Origin of the sequence: Oceanobacillus phoenicis, assembly GCF_047238145.1 — a bacterium.
GTDB lineage: Bacteria > Bacillota > Bacilli > Bacillales > Amphibacillaceae > Oceanobacillus.
The window spans coordinates 1362380-1381874 of record NZ_JBDFME010000001.1 but is presented as its reverse complement, the minus strand read 5'-3'; the positions used below and the strand labels follow the sequence as shown (position 1 = coordinate 1381874).

The 19495-nt window shown below is 36.8% G+C and carries 12 protein-coding genes and 1 pseudogene; 5 read left to right on the top strand and 8 right to left on the bottom strand.

Translation table 11 applies throughout. The features are described 5' to 3' along the window. The first annotated feature begins 11 nt into the window (after positions 1–11). Positions 12–1130: a polysaccharide pyruvyl transferase CsaB gene (gene csaB, locus ABC346_RS07175; RefSeq protein WP_413234201.1), complete on the top strand. Its 1119-nt coding sequence runs from the start codon at positions 12–14 to the stop codon at positions 1128–1130. Positions 1131–2189: 1059 nt separating this feature from the next. On the opposite strand, the gene ABC346_RS07170 is transcribed toward csaB, so the two are convergent. From ABC346_RS07170 to ABC346_RS07150, 5 genes and pseudogenes are all read right to left on the bottom strand, one after another. Beyond that, complete coding sequence (locus ABC346_RS07170; RefSeq protein ID WP_413234200.1) at positions 2190–3311, bottom strand: acyltransferase; 1122 nt, start codon at positions 3309–3311, stop codon at positions 2190–2192. Between the two features lie 20 nt (positions 3312–3331). Further along, a pseudogene (locus ABC346_RS07165) lies at positions 3332–4387 on the bottom strand (glycosyltransferase family 4 protein). Positions 4388–4439: 52 nt separating this feature from the next. Continuing rightward, positions 4440–5135, bottom strand: coding sequence for a glycerophosphodiester phosphodiesterase (locus ABC346_RS07160; protein WP_413234199.1), 696 nt, complete (start codon positions 5133–5135; stop codon positions 4440–4442). A 194-nt stretch (positions 5136–5329) separates the two neighbouring features. Next, positions 5330–9097, bottom strand: coding sequence for a S8 family serine peptidase (locus tag ABC346_RS07155; RefSeq protein WP_413234198.1), 3768 nt, complete (start codon positions 9095–9097; stop codon positions 5330–5332). A gap of 695 nt (positions 9098–9792) precedes the next feature. Then, complete coding sequence (locus tag ABC346_RS07150; protein ID WP_413234197.1) at positions 9793–10884, bottom strand: glycosyltransferase family 4 protein; 1092 nt, start codon at positions 10882–10884, stop codon at positions 9793–9795. Positions 10885–11089: 205 nt separating this feature from the next. Between ABC346_RS07150 and ABC346_RS07145 the strand changes: the two genes are divergently transcribed. The 4 genes from ABC346_RS07145 (at position 11090) to zwf (ending at position 14669) form a co-directional block, all read left to right on the top strand. Then, on the top strand, positions 11090–11521 hold the full coding sequence (locus ABC346_RS07145; RefSeq protein WP_413234196.1) for a hypothetical protein: 432 nt from the start codon (positions 11090–11092) through the stop codon (positions 11519–11521). Between the two features lie 236 nt (positions 11522–11757). Further along, positions 11758–12504, top strand: a complete 747-nt coding sequence (locus tag ABC346_RS07140) for a threonine/serine exporter family protein (protein ID WP_413234195.1) — start codon at positions 11758–11760, stop codon at positions 12502–12504. Between the two features lie 131 nt (positions 12505–12635). Further along, positions 12636–13073, top strand: coding sequence for a threonine/serine exporter family protein (locus ABC346_RS07135; protein ID WP_413234194.1), 438 nt, complete (start codon positions 12636–12638; stop codon positions 13071–13073). Between the two features lie 120 nt (positions 13074–13193). After that, a complete protein-coding gene (gene zwf / locus ABC346_RS07130; RefSeq protein WP_413234193.1) occupies positions 13194–14669 on the top strand; it encodes a glucose-6-phosphate dehydrogenase in 1476 nt (491 codons plus the stop codon). 129 nt (positions 14670–14798) lie between these two features. On the opposite strand, the gene ABC346_RS07125 is transcribed toward zwf, so the two are convergent. From ABC346_RS07125 to ABC346_RS07115, 3 genes are all read right to left on the bottom strand, one after another. Then, positions 14799–15116 (bottom strand): hypothetical protein, encoded by a 318-nt coding sequence (locus ABC346_RS07125; protein ID WP_413234192.1) that lies wholly within the window; start codon positions 15114–15116, stop codon positions 14799–14801. A 399-nt stretch (positions 15117–15515) separates the two neighbouring features. Beyond that, complete coding sequence (locus ABC346_RS07120) at positions 15516–18566, bottom strand: efflux RND transporter permease subunit (protein ID WP_413234191.1); 3051 nt, start codon at positions 18564–18566, stop codon at positions 15516–15518. A gap of 3 nt (positions 18567–18569) precedes the next feature. After that, positions 18570–19433, bottom strand: coding sequence for an efflux RND transporter periplasmic adaptor subunit (locus ABC346_RS07115; RefSeq protein ID WP_413234190.1), 864 nt, complete (start codon positions 19431–19433; stop codon positions 18570–18572). Positions 19434–19495 lie beyond the last annotated feature (62 nt).

The following is a 19495-nucleotide window of genomic DNA, read 5'->3' as shown; positions in this document are numbered from 1 at the left end:
GAGGCGCTACGATGAACTTGGTTCTGTCAGGATATTATGGATTTGACAATGCTGGAGATGAAGCAATTCTTTTTTCCATTATTACTGCGCTCAGAAAATATCACCCATCAGTACAGATTACTGTATTATCGAATAATCCGGATTACACCGCTTCTGCTTACGATGTCGAAAGTGTTCACCGTCAACAATGGTCTGAGGTGAACAGAGTCATTCGCAACTCAGATGGATTAATTAGTGGTGGAGGGTCATTATTCCAGGATGTAACAAGTAATCGATCCATTCCTTATTATGGCGGAATTATTCACTTAGCGAGATTTCATAACAAACCAGTATGTGTCTATGCACAAGGGATGGGACCAATCCGCAGAAACTGGTGTAAAAAGATGCTAGCATATACAATAAATCGAGTTCAATTTATATCTGTTCGTGATCAAGCATCAAAAGTATTTCTTGAATCTATCGGAGTCCAAAAAGAAATACATGTTGTACCGGACCCTGTACTCGGGTTACCTACTCCTGATATCCGTTATCAGTCAAATAAACAAATTTGTGTTTCTGTTCGTCACTGGAAAAACAATCAAGCGTACCAAACTAAACTTTCTGAGTGTCTTGATCGACTGTCGAATGATGGATATCGAATTGTCTTTCTTCCCATGCACGGAGAGAAAGACGTAGAGGCATCAAAAAATATTCAAATGAATATGATTGCTCCGAGTGAGATTGCTTCAGATGCAAATTCCTTACAAGCTAAATTAGAGGTGCTCTACCACTCAGACTTATTAATAGGTATGCGACTGCATGCAATGATTTTTTCGAGTATTTCTCAAACTCCATTTGTGGCTCTATCCTATGATCCAAAGATTGAAGCATTTGCCGAGCAGGTCAATCAACCCGTTGCAGGGCATGTGGAAAGAGATGATTGGACAGGTGAAAGTCTATATGAAGCAGTGAAGAAGCATCTAGAGCAAAATAATTATAACCAAATGTTAGAGAAAGTGAATGAACTGCGAAAGCAAGCAGAACAAACAGCAATTCATTCGTTGCAACTATTTCAAAAAAACGTTCACGCTTGCTCATGGGATTCTACAAAAAATAAAATTATTTTAAATAAACATGGAGATGGGACATAAGTGTTGCACAAGAAAAGAATAGTTAGGAGTAGCAAAGGATATCGTAGTATACAATAGTAGAACGTTTCTAATAACCAAAATAGCCTTGGAAACCGGGGAATATGGTTAATAGACGGGCTCTATTAACTAAAACTGCTTTAGAAATTCAGAAAAGTCGTTGTTAGACATGCTCTATTAACCAAAATAGCTTTAGATATCCTGAAAAGTCGTTATTAGACATGCTCTATTAACCAAAACTGCTTTAGATATCCTGAATAGTTGTTAATAGACGGGCTCTATTAACCAAAATAACTTTAGATATCAAGAAAAGTTGTTAATAGACGGGCTCTATTAACCAAAACTGCTTTAGATATCCTGAATAGTTGTTAATAGACATGCTCTATTAACTAAAACTGCTTTAGAAATTCAGAAAAGTCGTTGTTAGACATGCTCTATTAACCAAAATAGCTTTAGATATCCTGAAAAGTTGTTAATAGACATATTCTATTAACCAAAATAGCTTTAGATATCCTGAAAAGTCGTTATTAGACATGCTCTATTAACCAAAACTGCTTTAGATATCCTGAATAGTTGTTAATAGACGGGCTCTATTAACCAAAATAACTTTAGATATCAAGAAAAGTTGTTAATAGACGGGCTCTATTAACCAAAACTGCTTTAGATATCCTGAATAGTTGTTAATAGACATGCTCTATTAACTAAAACTGCTTTAGAAATTCAGAAAAGTCGTTGTTAGACATGCTCTATTAACCAAAATAGCTTTAGATATCCTGAAAAGTTGTTAATAGACATATTCTATTAACCAAAATAGCTTTAGATATCCAGAAAAGTCGTTATTAGACATGCTCTAATAACGACTTTAAATATCGCGCAATCTAGTTAATAGATCACCCAACTAATAAAAGATAAAAACCGCCAAGAGAATTGCTACCTGTATATACCCGATTCGATTCAAGGGCCAAGATCCTTTAGGTATGCCCTTGTGGTACGTACATTCAGCTGGGGGAGGAACGATCCCCCCATGAATTTTCACACTTAATAATCTAAGGAAGTTGGCGATTATTTTTTCCAGGGAGACTTTGGTATGTGTCCAAAAGGAATCCAATATAACTTTGTACAATAGTAGACGGCTCTTACTATAGCCCAACTTGCCATAAACACAATTAAAAATATCGCAACTTGAAAGCTATGATATATAACGGGATCTCCGCTAACTGGAACAAGTCGAATTATTTTCAATAGTAATGGATGCACTAAATAAATTCCAAATGATACTGCCCCAATTTCCATCCAAACACTTTTTACCAACGGAGACATTCTCTTGATAATCCAATGGGTAGCTACAAATAAAAGCACACTTGCAAATAATGTGTAGAAAGCCCATGTGAACTCTGCGACATATGCTTGAATGATTGAAGGAAGTTTTTCTTGAATGTCGGATTGATAAAAACCAGTTCTTGTAGAATATATGTAACCAGAATAAGCTACCAAAGATACGACATAGAAGAGAATTAATACACCCTTCCCTTTTTTTACCCACTCCAATGATTTTAATTGTTGATAATAAATACCTAAGAATGCACCAATAAAATAATACGATAAATAGGAGAATGCAATCGAGCCCTTCCATTCAATTTGGAAATAATGCTTGTTTAATATCACCCATATCCACTGCAACACAATTCCAATCCAAAAAGCATTTTTTGCTAAAGTTTTACTTCTTTGGAAAAGTAATAATATGAGTGGAAAAACCAAGTAAAACTGTACACTAATAAAAACAAAATATAAATGTGCATGTGCTTTTCCAGTTGCAAGTTCAATAAAGAAAGTTGTTAGTGCGTCTGCTCCCTGCCAGCCACGATTAACGGTAAAATAGAGAATCGAAAACAACAGATACGGAAGCAAAATATATTTTAATCGTTTCGTGTAGAATCGTTTCAGTAATGCCTTATCCACATGTCGATCATGGTAATTATAAAAAAGAACAAAACTACTTAGCATAATAAATGTTGGTGTACCCAACTTACCGGCCGTATTGAGGACATTATACAATACAAACGAGCCCGAATCCGTAGCTAATTGGGAAACTCCTGTTGAAGTTGTATGTACTAACACTACCGCAAAAATAGCGAATGCTCTAGTCATTTGAATCTCATCGAGACGTTGCCGTTCCTTAGCCATAAAACTCATCCTATCTCATTTCATGATCGTTTGCTTTTCGATTTAACAGTCTGAAACCATTGAATCACTGGTCGATAACGTGTTCCCAGTAATCCGGTCACTTCGATTAGAATTTCTGCCAAGATAAGTACGGCAATTAAAATAATTGCTGCTCCCCACACTGTAGATTTTGTAAAAAGAACGGCTGCTATACTAAACAGAGCAGATAACAAATACAAAATGAGTACGGCTTGTCAATGTGTGAATCCCAATCTTAATATACAATGATGCACATGAAATTTATCTGGAGCCGAGATAGGCTGCTTGTGTATAATTCTTCGGATAATTGCAATCGTTGTATCCAAAATAGGTATCATCAAGATTAGAATGGGTACCATTAATGAAAATACAGTCGCATTTTTATATAGTCCCATCACAGCAAGTACACTTACCATATAACCCAGAAATAACGACCCGGTGTCTCCCATAAATAATTTAGCTGGATGGAAATTAAATACTAGAAATCCTAATGTACTTCCTAGTAAAACGGTAGCGATTAAAGCAATTGTGATATCTCCCATTGTCGTTGCCAGATAAATAATCGTGACTAGCGCGATAGAAGTAATACCTGATGACAAACCATCCAACCCGTCAATTAAATTAATCGCATTTGTAATAGCAATAATCCAAATAATCGTGATGGGGATTGCCCATATTCCAAACTCAATTTTTTCTCCTACTGGAAATGTGATAAATTCGATTCGAATTCCACCTGCGACAGTTATTACTGCTGCAAGAAATTGACCTAATAACTTCCATTTTGCTGCCATTTGAAAACAATCGTCCATCATTCCGGTAAGAATAATCATAACCGCTCCAGCTACCAATGTAATTGGAATCGCATTAGTTGGAACAAATAAAAAAAGACCAATGAAAAAGCTAGCAACAATGGCTAGTCCTCCTAGTCTTGTCATTTGGAGGTCATGCATCTTCCGGTGATTTGGCTGATCCACTGCTCCAATTTTATGAGCTAGTTTCATAGATATTGGTGTAAAAATTAATGTCATCATAAAACAAATGGTCAGTGTAAGAAGCATCGATGTTTGCATGAGTATTTCCTCCTGTGATCTTATCTTTTTAATGCATTGTTTATAGAATTACTGCCTTGTACTTTTCTAATTCATCTGTTGTTGCAAGAATAGATGGATTTTGTTTGATAAAATGCATTTCGTCTTGTTCATTCACTTTCCAAGCAACTAACTGCACATCATTATTTTGACACCATTCAATATGCTTATCTTTTATTCCATCAAAACGGACGGCAAAGTACTCCGCATTAATTCGCTTTAGTTGACGAAAGTGTGATCGTTTGACTCGATTCACTACCGGCCCTAGTTCTAGTTCATTCGATAACTTTCTTAATTTTTTTAGTGCTGCATAATGGAAGGATATAATATAAACTTGATCTACCATATCTAATTCTTCCACTACTTGGAATACTTTTTCTTCAATTCCTTTATATAATTGTGTTTTCTTTAATTCGATAGATACGATAATTCTATCTTTTGCTAATTCAAGTGCTTCTTGTAATGTCGGAATTTGTTCACCTTCCTGGACATTAAATTTTTTTAGTTCCTGTAAAGTATAGTCACGAATTTCTCCAACTCCATTTGTCATTCGATCAATTTTATCATCATGCATCACTACTGGAATGCCATCTTTACTTAAATGAACATCCAATTCCATGTGTGTAAATCCTAAATCTATTGCTGCTTGGAAGGAGGATAATGTGTTCTCTGGATACTTCACTGGATAACCTCTGTGTGCAATACCTCGAATTTGCATGTTTACATTCCCCTTTTCAGTTATAGGATTATCTTACATTTTTAGTGTACCCGATATATGTAAATTTCCAGTTACAACAGAATAAAGTCTCTGTAAATCTTCATTAAGTAAATTTAATATTTTCTGTTAATTTACCTGAACACAAAAACATGAGCATCTACGATATTCGTAAGATGCTCATGTTTATAGTTTACTTATCCGAATAAGCTCCAGATAATACTGATGAGATTTTTAATACCTCCGATAATTTTGCCAATCCAGCCGTTTCCTTTGCCATCATCGTCGTTATCTCCGCCACCATCACCTTTTCCTTGTTTCTTTTCGATAACAATTTCTTCTACGGTTTCTTTACCTGCTAGATCGACGACTTTGAATTCAAAGACATTTTCGCCTTCTTCTAAATCGAGATCTACTTCAATTTTTTCATTGAATTTCTTCTTCCCGTATGGTTCGGACAGTTCGTTCATATACACATGATTTCCATTGACAAATAAATCAATTTGATCGAAGTTGTCTTTCACATGTGCTTTAACGGTTACCGTATCTTTTTTCGTTTCTTTAGGAGCTTTCACGCTTATTTCTGCAGCTTCCGAGTCAACAAAGTAGCGACGTGCAATTTCTGTGTCATTCCCTGCATTATCGACTGCGGTAATTTTACTTGTAAAGTATCCATCTTTATCTTTTGTAATTACTTTAGAGAAGTAATAACGATCTTCTTCCTCGTTATATTCTAATTCAACTTCTTCTCCGTCAATAGTCACTTGAGCAACACCAGATTCATCCGTTACATAGCCGGTAAATTCGACGTCACGAGATCCTATTGCTCCTAAAAACTCTGGTGTTTGAAGACGAAGATCAGGTACCGTTGTATCTGGCACGATTTCCTCTGGCTCCTCTTCTGCTGTATTACCAGCATAGTCTGTCGCAACAATTGTTACAGTTTGATCTTCCCCAAGTTCTTCACTTAATGTATGTTCTGTTTCTCCATTTACATATGGAGTTTCTAGAACAGATTCACCATCGACAAGTACATCCCATGAAGCTACTCCACTTAATTCATCCGTTACATCTACCGTAATTACATTGTCTTCTGGATTAATCGTAGCTGCTAATTCAGGCTCGGTTAAGTCTAGAATAACTGGTAAATCTAACGTTTGACGTTCTGCATCTTCGTAGTCAATTGCTGCATCAACAGATAGATAGTATTGCCCTTCTTCTGCTAATTTACCATTTATCTTACCATCCCATGCTCTTGCAGATGATAGAGAATAGTATGGTGCCCTTCCACCATCGTAGTAATTTTTACGAAGCTCTCGTTCCATGCGGATAGTACGAACAACTTTTCCATCTTCATCACGTACGGTAAACTTGGCGTCTTTCGCATTTCTTAAGAACGATAATACCATTAAGGCATTGTCTTGTGTGCCATCACCATCTGGAGAAAAAGCAATTTTCTCTGGATCAATTTCTCCAGTTGCTAAGTCTTCTCCTAGGAATCCATAACTTCCTTCACCAAGATCTGTTAATACTCCAGTCATTTCATAGAAAGTATCCTCTTCCCATACTGGTGTATCAAAAATTGGAGCTTGATCCCATTCACCTTTAAAACCTACATATGGCACTGATAACTCTGGATTTGTATCCGTTGGGTCTGTTAACGTTACAAACCCTTCTAACCAATATCCATTTGTGTAAATTTCATTTAGATCTGCATCCACTGAGCTTAAATCAATTGTAACTGTAAATGTTTCTTCTCCATTTGCAGGGATTTCAATTGTGCTCGTTGCTTCCCCGTTGATGGTCGCTAGTTCACCTAAATCCGTAGCAGAGAAAAGATTAGGTGCATTGACTAATACTCCTCCACCATCAACTGGAGTATCTGTTTGTACATTTGCATCTACATCATAGCTTACTGCTTCATCTGTTACGTTCTCTGCAGTTAATTCAAAGCTAATTTCATTTTCTGTAATTTCTTTTAAAGCTACTTTAGCTTCGTCTGTTTCTGATTCTGTTACGACTACTGGAGTAGAAAGAGCTGCGTGAAGCTGCATCATTCCTGCACCTTGACGGCGTGGAGAAACATATTCTTCTTCAAATTCTACCTTTTCAGATGTATTCATCATAATATTTTTTGCTTGGTGAACGCGATCAGCATTTTCATAGCCAAACTCTTCGTCCACACGTTGTAATACTAATGCTCCTCCACCTGCAACATGAGGCGCAGCCATAGAAGTTCCACTCATTAATCCATACTCATTATCGTTTAATGTTGATAGAATTTGTCCACCTGGTGCTGTGATTTCTGGTTTGAAATCAAGGTTAGGTGTTAATCCCCAAGATGTAAAATCACTCATTTGGCCTGCACTTGGATTTTCCATTTGAGTAGTTTCACCATTAAATGTAATTGATACTGCTTGTCCATCTTGTAATGCTTGAGCTAAACGATCTCCATCTGATTTCAACATAAATAATTGAGGAATAGTAATCGCTGGCTCTGTTGCCATATTTACAATTCCGTCAGTGTTATTGTAAATAATGACACCTACTGCACCTGCTTGTTGAGCATTTATTGCTTTTTCGGTAAATGCATTTCCCCCGCGCTGGATAAGCGCATATTTACCTTCAACATCAATACTTTCAAAATCCTCTGGCAGCCCAAGCCCAGCGTCTACTAAATCAAATGTCTTCTCATCGACATCATTTGGATGGACATTACCCGCTGATAGGAAACCAGACATACCTTGTTCTCCATCAATCTCGTAATCTATTCCATCTACTTCCATATACGTATTTTCAAAGGATGCTACTTGCAAAGATTCATAGGATACACCCGGAGATCCACTAACTCCATAGTCTGGATTAGAGGTATACGGATGGAAATATCCATCTGCAAATAATGCAGAGTTCCCTGCAGAAATTGACATCAATATCCCGTTATCCACAGCACGAGCAACCGCAATTTGTTCCGGTGATTCTGCATTTACAAATCCAGCTGGTGATCCAAGACTCATATTTAATGCATCTGCTCCTAATTTAATTGCATCATCAATTGCTTTAATGTAAATATCTCCATAAGTCGATTGCATTTCTGGATCATTACCAAATACTTTTAGTGCGAGTAATTGCGCTTCAGGAGCAATCCCTTTTATTCCGCCATTTTCTTCATCGCCATTCGCACCAACGGTTCCAGCTACGTGCATGCCATGATAGTTCGCACCTGCATGGATTTCACGAATTTCATCATTTTCATCCATATAGTTGTAACCATACGGAACTTTTTCCGTGTAGAATTGTCCTGGTAAATCCTCTTCATTAATTTGTTGGTTAACAAATTCTTCCGATAGTGCGGCTTCATTACCTTCACTTAGAATCATATCTTGGTGAGAAGGATCGATTCCAGTATCGATAATCCCGACTACAAATCCTTCTCCTTTATAACCATAGTCGCGCCATGCCTGCTGCGCTTCTACTAATTCTTTACTATATTTCATATCTGGTTCTACTTCTGGACGTTCATACTCATTGACGATATGTACTGTTTTTACGCCTTTGAGTTCTTCAATTTGCTCAATGTCCTTTTGTTTTACCTCCACACTGAAGCCGTTAACTACAGTCGTAAATTCTTGTAGAACTTTAGTGTCTAATTTTTTCGCTTCCATTTCTTTTTTTACTTCTTGTTGTTGTGCCTTCGCGTTCTTTTCTAATTGCTGCTTCTCTGTTTCTTCAAGTGTTTTGTACGTCATTCCACGTTTTGTGGCGATTTCAATAGGAGCCTCTTCCTCCATTTCCACAACCACACGTACTTCTTGTTCTGGATCTTCCGTGCCAGTCAGTTCACCCGAAAGGTTTCCCTTTGTTAAATTTTGTCCAGACAGCGATTGAATTGCCGCTGCGCTCGACATAGCAAAATTGGAAAAAATAAGTAGAAATGCTAAAAATAATATTCCGACTTTTTTCCGCATGCTTCTCCCCCTCTACCAAAAATGTAGTATATCTGATACATTCGCCTCTATTTCACTAATTTCAAGAGACTTAATATTCAGATATATTAATCATATAGCAATTATTTCACAGGCAACAGGGGACAAAGTCATAGTACTTTTATATCGAATTTTTCAGATAATAGAATTGCTAAAAGGTCAAAATAGACTAGCTATTTATAACAATAACTAGTCTACTCCGCTTTTACTATTAATTATTGGTCCCAAAATAAGAACATTGACTTCTTTGTCGAAATTTCTATTTGTATGTTATCGTGTAGAAATATTTACTAGTACAATTCTTTTAGAATACTACTAACGAAGTGTTTAATGGTATTGCAGTAATCGTTTCTGACTACCAAGCTCGAATGATAGTTCTAATTTACAATTAAATGAGTGACCGGTTTTTCTCTTCACTCTATTATGGGCGCTCATCCACTCTTTGACTGACCACTTTTTCTCTTCACTCTCTATTATGGGCGCTCATCCACTCTTTGACTGACCGCTTTTTCTCTTCACTCTCTATTGCAGTCACTGATACATATCGAACCACTTGATATTAGAACATTCAAATTCATTCCTATATATAAAAACCAAACTACGCTCTAATCAATTGAATCCGAGAGTAGTTTGGTTTTTATACCATCATATATTCACTTCCAAAGAGGATACACTAGTTATCGCGACCGCCTTCGAAATATTCCCAGTACCTTTTGCTTCAACTTTCTTAACGCTGTTACAACTGGACGTTTTCCTCCTAGCACTAAGCCTGCTAATTCTGCAAAAATGTGGAGTAATACGAGTAGTATAACTGTACAAACTAGCGACAGAATCACACTTGTTTCTGAAAACAAAATGCCTATAAAGCCAAATAATATACTAAATATATAGATGATAATAACCGTTTTCCGATGACTATATCCTGCATCAATTAATTGGTAGTGAATATGCCTGCGGTCAGCAGCCATGATACTTTCTTTATTATATAATCTGCGAATAATAGCAACTACCGTATCAAAGATCGGAACAGCCAAAATAACAATTGGAATAATAAAGCTAAAGAAAGTAATATTCTTAAATAAACCCAATACGGATATCACAGCCATAATATAACCGAGTAAATTTGACCCTGTGTCCCCCATGTAGATTTTAGCAGGGTAAAAATTATGGTAAAGGAACCCGATATTTGCGCCAATAAACGTAACACAAAGATAAGCAACCATGACTTGCATATCAACTATCGCCATTGCGAATATGCTTGTCATTGCGATGGTTGTCACACCGGTAGCCAGTCCATCCAATCCATCAATAAGGTTAATCGCATTTGTAATTCCAATAATCCAAAAGAATGTAAGAACCGGACCTAAATATCCTAACTCTATCATCCCAATAAATGGAATAGTCACTCTTTCAATAATTAGTCCAGCGTAAATTAACAGCCCTGCTGCAACAATTTGCCCGGTTAATTTCATATATGGTTTGAGTGTATACTTATCATCTAACGCACCTGTTAACAATATAATTAGTGATCCAATCAGAATTTCATTCATATAGATGTGATACGGTTGAAGATAAATCATTCCTATAAAAGCACCTATAAATATAGCTAATCCACCAAGTCGTGGAGTTATTTCTTTATGTATTTTCCGACTACTTGGTGCATCCATCACACCAATTTTAATTGCAAATCTACGGACGGGAAACGTGACGAGTAAAGTTGCTACCAATGAGATTGTAAAAGCAATAAATAAATCTACATAGTTAAACATAATATTCTCCTATTTTAATCGTGATGTGGAATCTAAGTTGGCTATTTCTACATTTTTCCTATATTTTGTCTATAATTGTCTTAAATTATATCGAACATGCCATACTTTTAGCAAACTTTTCTCTGAATAATTCATGCATCTTTTGCCGTAGTATGCTAAGATTAAACGGAATTTTGAATTATTCGAATAGAAAGGAGGATATAATATGATACCTTACATATTTGTCGCAGCTGCTGCTATCGCTGCATTAGGGATTATCAGTGCATACAAAAAAGCTCATAATGCCATTTTAGAAGGACAGAATGATACTGCAAAAATACAAAGTAAATTCTTTTTACATGTGGCTATTATCGAAGCTTTACCTATTATTTTAGTTATAATTGGTTTCATGTTTGCAGAAGGACAGACTTTTACCATGCAGGATATTTATATTCCGTTAGCAATCATTATTGGTCTTTTTATTTTTAATGCTTTTATTGTCTTTTCTCAAATATCTCAAGTTAAACACTTGCGTCAATCAAAACAAATTGATGAACCGACCTTAAATGCAGCTAGAGGTATATCGTTCATTGCAATTGCTGTTAGCAATGCCGTTCCGATTATTAGCTTGGTTTTCACTTTAATGATTACTAGCTAAACTATAAAGAACCGTGTACATAACTTTCAGTGGGACTTCTTAATGCCCACTGAAATTCCCTCATACGATTCCGCTATCTATACATATCCCTCTCAATCATCCGAACATTTTTCAATTTATCTCAACATAACCGGTATTGCTTTTCATATAATCAAAGCTTGCATATAATAGGTATGATCATAGCGTTTTAGCAAATGACATATATAATCTTTAGACATCGAAGTGAGTGATGATGAATGAATGAAAGTATAATTTCCGTAGAAAAAATATGCCTCATCGCAGGAAAAATAATGCTAATTAGTGGTGCAGAGACGCATCGTGTAGAAGATACGATGAATCGAATTGCTCGTGCATATGGTATTACCAATCCACAAAGCTATGCAACTCCAACAGGAATTAATTTTTCGATTGATTTAGCGACGACGACAAATTTTTTACGTATCACAAGTCGTTCAACTGATTTACATAAAATTGCAGAAGTAAATCATGTATCAAGACAAATTGTAGAAGGAACTATATCCAAACAAGAGGCTTACAGTAAGCTTCAACATATAGAAAAGAATAAGTTAACTTTCTCTCCAACTATTCAAATTATTGCTGCCATGCTGGTTAGTGGTGGATTTACAATGATGTTTGGTGGTTCCTGGCAAGACTTTATCCCAGCACTTTTCGCTGGTGGGATAGGGTATGCAGGAATGTTAGCTTTTGAAAAACTTGTAGAAATTCGGTTTCTGGCTGAGTTTTTTGGCGGGTTTGTTATTGGCTTATCTTCATTTTTATTTCTTTGGCTTGGACTCGGGGAAACGATTGATAGTGTGATTATTGGTGCAGTGATGCCTCTCGTGCCTGGACTACATATTACGAATGCAATCCGTGATTTAATGGCAGGACATCTCGTTTCCGGTGTATCAAAAGGGATGGAAGCACTGTTAACCTCGTTTGCAATTGGTGCTGGTGTAGCTATCATGTATGCATTTTTATAGAGAATGGTTGCGAAGAAATTGAGGAACAAAGGGAAAACCTCCTTCAGTGGGAATTTTCGACTTCTCCTCAATTAGCCTCATTATCTTGTTACATGCGAGATAAATAAATGAAATGGAAAGGAGAATAAAAGTTGCTAACACAAATAGTCATGAGTTTTATTGCTGCTGCTGGCTTTGGCATTTTATTTAATGCTCCTCGCAGCGCATTGATTCAATGTGGAACCATTGGTATGCTCGGATGGATTCTCTATTATTCTTTGGTTCAGCAGGGAATGGACGTTGTGCCTGCCACAACGTTTGCAGCAATGCTCGTTGCCATATTAAGCCATCTATGTGCCCGATTCTTTCAAAAACCGATTATTGTTTTTACCGTTTCAGGAATCATTCCACTTGTTCCTGGAGGTATTGCTTATAATGCGATGCGCCATTTTGTAGAAAATGATTATAATACAGCCGTACAATTGTCTGCGCAGGTTATGTTATTAGCGGGAGGAATCGCTATTGGGTTAATGTTTTCTGAGGTGTTGAATCAAATTTTGAAGAAAATCATCAAGGTACAACGCGTGTAAATACATTCTTAAAGTTAAGATTTGCTAGTCCGAATGTTTGGTATGTGTTTATCTTTTGGATTATAATGTGAAATGTCTTACAATGGAAATAAATTTGAAAAAGAATTGAGGAAATTAACGATGGAACAAACTATACAGCCAAGAGCAGTTATTGTAATCTTCGGAGCAACTGGAGATTTAGCCAAACGTAAACTATTCCCTTCCATTTATCGTTTATACCGAAGCGGAAAATTAGATGAGCATTTTGCAGTTATTGGTTTAGCACGTCGTCCTTGGACAGATGAAGTACTTAGAGAAAATGTGGAAACTTCCATTCAAGATGCTCTATCTCCGGATGAGGATTTATCCGAATTTATTTCCCATTTCTATTATAAATCGTTTGATGTGACTGAAAAAGAATCTTATCAAGGGCTAGACGAAATGATCCAAAACCTAGAAGGTCAATACAAGACAGAAGGAAACCGGCTATTTTATTTAGCAATGGCTCCCGATTTCTTTGGTGCTATCGCAAATCAACTTAGTGATTATGGATTAAAAGATACGGATGGTTGGACCAGACTTGTAATTGAGAAGCCATTTGGTCATGATTTACCTTCTGCTAAAAAGTTAAATCATGAATTACAAGCAGCTTTTCGCGAAGATCAAATTTATCGTATTGACCATTATCTTGGTAAAGAAATGGTGCAAAATATTGAAGTTATCCGTTTTGCGAACGGCATTTTTGAACATTTGTGGAATAATCGATTTATTTCAAACATCCAAATCACAAGTAGTGAAACCCTTGGTGTAGAGGAACGTGCACGTTATTATGATACATCTGGCGCTACACGAGATATGGTTCAAAATCACATGCTTCAAATGGTTGCATTACTTGCGATGGAACCTCCAATCAGTTTAACCACGGAGGAAGTTCGCTCCGAAAAGATTAAAGTATTGCGCGCCTTAAGAACAATGGATTCAAATGAAGTAGATGACTATTTCATTCGCGGTCAATATGGTGCTGGTACAGTCAAGGGTCAACCTGTTATTCGCTATCAAGATGAGGATGAACAGCTAGAAAATTCCCAAACAGAAACATTTGTAGCTGGCAAACTTTTAATCGACAATTATCGTTGGGCAGGCGTTCCTTTTTATATTCGAACAGGAAAGCGTATGACTGAAAAATCAACGAAAATCGTAATTGAATTTAAAGATATTCCAATGAATCTTTATTATAAAAAAGATGAGCAAAAGAATCCAAATCTATTGGTTATTAATATTCAACCAAACGAAGGTATTACGCTTTGCTTGAATGCACGTAAATCTGGTGAAGGTGCACTAGCAGAGCCGATTCAATTAGCTTATCATCAAAATGCTGTATCTGGTATTAATACACCAGAAGCATATGAAAAATTAATTTACGATAGCATGCTTGGCGACGCAACTAACTTTACCCATTGGGATGAAGTTGCTTTGTCTTGGCAATTTGTCGATAAGATTTTGGCAAACTGGTCTGAAAATCAACCAGAATTTCCAAACTATTCTTCTGGATCAATGGGGCCAGATGCATCCGATGAGTTATTGAAAAAAGATGGTTTTCACTGGTGGCCAATTTAAAAGGCTTAATGTAAGAACAACAATTTTTGAAGTCGTACCATTCACGAACCACATTAAAAAAGGGTATTGTTATTTATAGACTTTACAGGGATTCTCCCTACTTTCTATAAAAACAATACCTTTTTATTATTATTGATAAATTATGTTTTCATCATCATTTTTATCGGATTGCATACCTGAAATGATTAACACTATAGCTGAAATCCAGTGCATGACCATTCCAACTATTGGAATCCAAGCGATAACACTCGTAATAATACCAATCACACTTCCGGCAATCCAACGTCCATCACGTTTTGCTAATATAAGCGTTAATATGTGAAGTAATAGCATGACGAATAAAGGCGTCCACGCATTAGAAAAAATATAAATTCCACCGATAAAGGGAATACCTAACAAAGCTTCCGCCACCCCGGTTACCCATTGCATAATTCTAGAGATTGACATATTTTATCCCCCCTTTAAAGTTATATTTTCTTTTAAAAGTATCATACCCGGTTTATTGACAAATCATGTCTAATTCTGGTGAATTCCATTCTAAGAAAGAGCGAATTATTTAGCGTAAATCTACACTTTAATACATTGCATTTATCTTACCAAGCTAGGCTACGATTCTCGATTCCGGGAACATAAATTCCTCTTATCTTACCATCCTAAGATGCATTCCCTGATTCTGGGAACATAAATTAACCTAATTAACATTAGACGAACTTCTAACGCATATCATCCCACGAAACCCCAAAAAAATACCGTATGAGTGAGGTAGCGATCGCCCTGTAAGTAAGATTTATCCTACCTACTTATACGACATCCTCATCCCATACGGTTTCATATTACTTATTTATTTTATGCTTCTTTCTTTTTTCCTCTAAATTTAACTGTTATATTATCAAATATTAAATAGATAACAGGAACGAAGAATAAGGTAAAGAAACTGGATACAGTAAGCCCAAATATAATTGTAACTGCGAGTGGTCGTTGTAACTCGGCTCCTTCTCCAATTCCTAATCCTAATGGAACCATTGCTAAAATGGTTGTTAAGGTCGTCATTAGAATTGGTCGTAGTCGAGATCTCCCAGCTTCGATTATTGCTTCTAAGCGATCTGTTCCTCTTCTGCGTAAAATATTTATATAATCGACGAGTACGATTGAATTGTTCACCACTATACCAGCGAGCATGATTATACCAATAAACGCTGGAATGCTTAATGACAATCCTGTCACCCAAAGCCCGCCGATAACTCCAATAACGGTTGTAGGTAAAGCAAACATGATGATAAATGGCTGTAATAGATTTTCAAATTGGATTGCCATTACTGCATACACTAAGAATATGGAGAATACTAACGCAATCGCTAATTCTGTAAATGCTTCTTCCATATCTGCAGCTTGGCCTCCAATTGAATAGCTATATCCCTCTGGAAAATGCATATTACTTAATGTTGCTTCTACATCAGCAACAACACTTCCTAGATCTCGATCTACAATATCGGAAGTGACATTCATTTGTGGTTGTTGATTTTCTCTTAATAATGATTCTGGACCTTGTACTTGTTCTAATTCAACCAATTCATCCAATGGAACTTCCGCACCAGTTGGTGATTGAATAGTCATATCTTGTAAGTCATTTATGGTGCTTCGTTCTTCATCAGGATATACAAGGGTTACATCCATTTCTTGCCCATCTTCACGGTATTGCGTAACGACTTGTCCAGAGAACTTCATTTGAATTTGGCTGCTTACTTGGTCTGAGGTAAGACCATAGCTACTTGCAACTGCATCATCTACTGTAATTGTCATTTGTGGTATACCTTCTGAAGCAGCAGTAGATGCATTAAATACACCATCAATTTGGTTGATTTCCTGAAGAACTTCTTCGGATAGATCTGTTAACACTTCATGTTCTTGTCCATTTAGTTGGATCGTAATCGGGTCTCCCATTTGCATACCGCCATCCATTGCACTTGCTACAATATCGGCACCAGCAATATGTTGTAACTCTTCATCAAGTTCTTGAACAATTTGTGTGGTCGTTTGATCACGTTCTGAAGCCGGGATCATTTGAATCGTATACGAAGCCTGATTCCCAGATCCAAAACCTGTAGCTCCGACAGTGACATAGCTTGTTTCTACAACTTCATCATACTCACTTAGAATTTCGTTTACTTGATCAGAAATAGTTTGTGTATAAGCAAGACTACTACCTGGAGCAGTCTCAACCGTAATTTGCGCCTGCCCTTGATCGGAAGACGGCATAAATTCGGCACCCATACGTGGGATTAATGCAAGACTTCCTGCTATCGCAAGAATTACTAAGAGTACTGTCGTTTTTCTAAACTTCAATGCTCGACTTAAGCCACCACTATAAAGATTTCGCAGCCAATCGAGAAAACGATCGAACCAATACCTTCTTCCCTTGTCCTCCATTGTCTTCGATAACAGTTTAGAAGACAGCATCGGTACTAATGTAATGGCAACAACAAGTGATGCAATTAACGAGAATGCTACTGCTAGTGCTAATGGAGCGAATAAATCCGCAGATAATCCTTGTACAAATATAATTGGTAAAAAGACAACCAATGTAGTTGTTGTAGAAGCAATAACTGCTGGTGCCAATTCAGATGCACCTTTTGTTGCAGCATCGAATAGATTGTATCCCCGTCTCTTATATGAATAAATATTTTCTAAGATAATGATCGAACTATCTACCATCATCCCAATCCCAAGTGCTAATCCACCTAAAGTTAAGACGTTTAATGTTTGTCCTGTGAAATACATTAATGCGAATGTAGATATAAGCGCAATTGGAATCGATAAACCGATAACGATTGTAGCTCGGAAGCTTTTCAAGAATAATAATAGAATGAGAAAAGCAATTGCTCCACCGATTAAAATATTATTTACTACAGAGTCAATCGACATTTCAATAAAATCAGATGTATCAATTACTGTTTTTAAGTTTGCTCCTTCTGGAAGATTTCCCATAAGATCTTCCATAGATGACTCAATATTCTCCGCTACTTCTACAGTATTTGCATCGGTTTGTTTCATTACCGATAATACGATAGCCGATTCTCCATCCACTAATGTATCGGAGCTTCTATCTTTAAAATCATCATTTACTGTCGCTACATCCGATACTTGAATAACACTACCAGCTTCTGTTTGAATTCTTGTTTCTTCAATATCATTTAACGATTCGAATTGTCCTGTTACTCGTAATTGTAGGTCTTTATCCCCTTGTTCTACTGTTCCAACAGAACTAGAATTATTGGACTCTGAGATGGCTTGCATGACCGATTGGGAAGTAATTCCATACTGTTTCATACGCGCTTCATCTAGTTCAACCTGAATTTCTCTTTCCAGGCCGCCTTCAACCGAGACAGAAGCAACACCTTCTTGCCTTTCAAAATAAGGTACAATTTGTTCGTTGGCTATTTCGGTTAATTCAGCTGTATCTCCACCAGTTAGTCCTAAATAAACCACTGGCATAGCTTCAGGACTAAAACGGAGAATATTCGGTTCACCGGCCTGATCCGGTAACATGCCTTTTACTTGATCCACTTGCTCTCGAACATCTAATAAGGCTTGATCTAAATCGGTGCCATTTTGAAACATCATCATTACCATCGATGAGCCTGATTGAGACTGAGACTGTACAGTATCAATTCCCTCTACGGAACTTACAGATGATTCAATGGGTCTACTAATTAAATTCTCGACATCTTCAGGAGCAGCATCTTGATAACTCGTTGCGACAACAGCTACTGGTAAATCAATTTCAGGAAAAAGATCTACGCTTAAGTTTCTCAATGAGACGACGCCTAAAGCAATGATTGCCAAAACAACCATAATCACTCCAATTGGTCGTTTTACGGATGTATTTACAAGCTTCAAGATCTATTCCCCTTTCACTACTTCTACAGAATCTCCATCCTGTATGGTTAATTGACCAGATGTAACGATTTCATCTCCTGGTTCTAATTCACCTTCAACCGCTGTTTTTTCGGATTGCATTTCATTCACGGTTACTTTTTTTCTTTCTACTTGATTATCTACTACGATATAAACATAAGATTCATTATTTATTTCTACTACTGATGCAGTAGGAACAAGCAATGAATCAGAAACAACTGTCTCTGGAATGGCTAAAGTTGCCACGGTACCAGTCAGTATATCTTGTTCTTGTTCATCATCGATTGTAGCTACCACTGGATATAGCCCAGTATCATCTGGCATGGAATCAATTTGCTTAATAGTTGCTTCAAACTCATTTCCATTGATCGTAGATGTAAATGTATCATCTTTATTTATTAATTCTAAAAATCTCGCAGTTGCAGTAAATTGCAACTTCCAAGATGAGGTATCTGCGATTATCGCAAATGGTTCTTCCGGATTTATCATGTCACCTTCATCAGCTTGGATTTGCATTAATTCCCCATCTGAAGGAGCATAGATTGTTTGCGTACCAGCAGGAGTTGTCACAGTTGCGATCGTGTCGTCTTCCTCTACATTCGCTCCATTTTCCACATCCAGCGTTTCAACTTCACCTGGTTGTTCTATTGTTATCGGTGTTGTTTTATTGGGCTCTACTCTCCCGGAAATAGTTCGATCAATGTTTAAATTCCCTTCTTCAACCTCTGCAGTTTCCACTGATACAATTCGATCCTCTTCTTCTTGATTATCGCTCTCTTCTTCTTCAGAGCATGCTACTAGTATGAATACCAAAAAGATAACTCCTAAAAATAGTATTGCTTTCCTCATGTTATTCTCCTTTCAATTCCCGCTTTTTTTATCTAAAAAATGAATCAATTATCCCATTCAAT